We start from the raw sequence: 2,249 nt of genomic DNA, 5'->3' as shown, positions 1-2,249 counted from the left end.
GCTCAGGCTCAATGGATTCAAATCGATAGCATCGGCTCTACGAGAGCTGGCCAACCAAGTGGAGCGTATTTTTCGGCTACTACAATGAATCAGCCCTGCATTAGGACCTAACAAGTCTTCCGCTGCAGACCGAGAAATTGCTAAGGCTTGAGATAGTTGAACACTTTCCTGAAGATAGCCCAATGCGGATAGCCGCTCCGTTAAACAGGGGTGTGTATCCTCTAAATCTGTCGTGGTTGACAAAGCTGCATTTAACCATCTTTGCTGAGGCTCCTTGGGTATTTCAGCTTTCAAAGCATCACTCATTAACGAGATAGCTTCTGGTGGGTTAGGGTTGCAATTTACTTGCTGATTAATGTCCCTCCAGAACATTCGATTGAGATATCTACTCTTAACCTCAAGACTGATTAGCCCCTCAGCAAACTTTTGACCCCCTATAAACTGTGCGGCACAACGGTCCGCCTCATATTCATATTGCCGGGAAAGTACAAATGAATATGCAGAAAATCTAGGAACAAACCACTCAAAGAACCAACCAAAAATAATAAACCCTAGACCGTTCGCAATTAACATCAATATATCTATGAACCATATACCTGTCCCCGATTGCAAACGATTTCGATGCTGATATAGTCGTTCTAAAACTTGGTGCCATGTCTGCTCAATGCGATATATCCAACTGACAAAATGATTGTGTTTACCGGATAAATGACCCAATTCATGGGCAAGAATAGCTTTGAATTGCTCCAAATCAAGGGCTTGCATCAAAGGTAAACCAACTAATAAGTAATTCTGAAACCAGCCAAAAATACCAAAAACAGGTCTTTGAGAAACTGCGGCATTCAATTCATCCGTCAGAAGAATTTTGCTGAATTTAGGCGTCGCTAAATCCGCTGCAAGTTCATCAATAAGCCTATATAGATGAGGCATCTGTTTGCGTTTTATTGCCTTGCCTTTCGGTTTAGGGATTCTGACCCAGAGGGCCGTCAAAAGGAGACCTAGCAAGATCAAGGCAATAATAAGCATACATCCAAGCCAAATAGACTGGCTTCGGAGCCTACTTGCAGGCACGGTCACAATATATAGGACAATACACAAAAGGAATGACAGCACAAACAGAATAAAGCCATATCCCAGTAATGCCAGCAGAAACACACGCCTTTTAAAACGCTTTGGATATCGACTTGCGTAATTTTCTAGCTGTTTGACTAAGGTCTCATAACTCTGCGGCGTTAATGCCATGTCAACCTCTAGATAATTAAGGAGTATTTTGACATTAATAAACCATAGGAATACCTTCATTGAGGTATTCTCAGTTTCTTCCCAATATACCGACTGACTAGTTTCCCTTTAGAGTTGCGTTCATAGGAATACCAGTATGGACCATGCATATCCTCAGTTCTACCTGATGAGCATTTGCACGTCTCTTTCCCACAGCGAACATACTCCAGTTGGTAGACCGCTTCGACTTCTTTCTTAGCTTTGTGAGGGGATTGCTCTTGTGTTTCTGCCTTGATCTCAGCTTGAAGCCACTCAAGCAGCCGCTGTTTCTTGTTCAGAGATAGCTTAGTTATTGCAGGTTTGAGTTGGGTGAGGCCGAAAGGCATTGTTTCTTATGTACTATAATTTTGCATTGATAGTGACATTGATTACATAAGATTTTCAATAGTTGGGCCAAGAGTGCCTGTTATTCTGAACTTATGTCTTATTCCTTGTCAGCCACTAAGCTAATCACTTATCGGCAATGCCCCCAGGCATACAACTTCAAGTACGAGCGAGGACTCTCTTCACCCTCAGCTTTTGGCTCTCCAAAATTTGGCAATGCCCTGCATGGTGTACTCGCTGACATTTTCAGAGATTGGAACTACGCTTACCCGCTTCCATCCTTAGATTGGTTTGCCGTTTGCTGGCAGCAACATACTGGAGATCTAAACCAAACTCAAATCCATGAGGGCTGGATGGCATTGCAGCTCTATTACGAGCGATACGTTGCCCCACTCCCCCAGATCCGAAAACCCCTCGGCGTAGAGGGTAAAATTAAGGCTAGTTTTCAGGTCAACAACATCGAGTTCTCCCTGGCTGGTCGCTATGACCGTCTGGATTATTTCGGGGATGGGTTGGAGCTAATCGACTACAAGACCAGCAAAACGGTTGCTCCCTCTGATGGCATCGACTTACAACTGGGGCTGTACTACCTGATTCTGGAGCAGACCTATCACCAGGCCCTCCAAAGGTTGAGTTTAATTTAT

General features: G+C 43.8%; 3 protein-coding genes. 1 reads left to right on the top strand and 2 read right to left on the bottom strand.

Going from position 1 to position 2,249, the window contains the following annotated elements:
- The coding region (locus tag Q0986_RS17425; protein ID WP_299413394.1) for a M48 family metallopeptidase at window positions 1–1,242 on the bottom strand (1,242 nt) is incomplete at its 3' end.
- 56 nt (window positions 1,243–1,298) lie between these two features.
- Window positions 1,299–1,607, bottom strand: a complete 309-nt coding sequence (locus tag Q0986_RS23030) for a DUF6788 family protein (RefSeq protein ID WP_366918617.1) — start codon at window positions 1,605–1,607, stop codon at window positions 1,299–1,301.
- Between the two features lie 93 nt (window positions 1,608–1,700).
- On the opposite strand from Q0986_RS23030, the gene Q0986_RS17420 reads away from it, so the two are divergent.
- Window positions 1,701–2,249 (top strand): PD-(D/E)XK nuclease family protein (locus Q0986_RS17420; RefSeq protein WP_299413391.1); only part of this gene is annotated, 549 nt, incomplete at its 3' end.

Source organism: Acaryochloris sp. IP29b_bin.148 (assembly GCF_028285565.1).
Lineage (GTDB): Bacteria > Cyanobacteriota > Cyanobacteriia > Thermosynechococcales > Thermosynechococcaceae > Acaryochloris.
The sequence above is the reverse complement of the archived record's forward strand: the minus strand, read 5'-3'. Positions and strand labels throughout refer to the sequence as shown.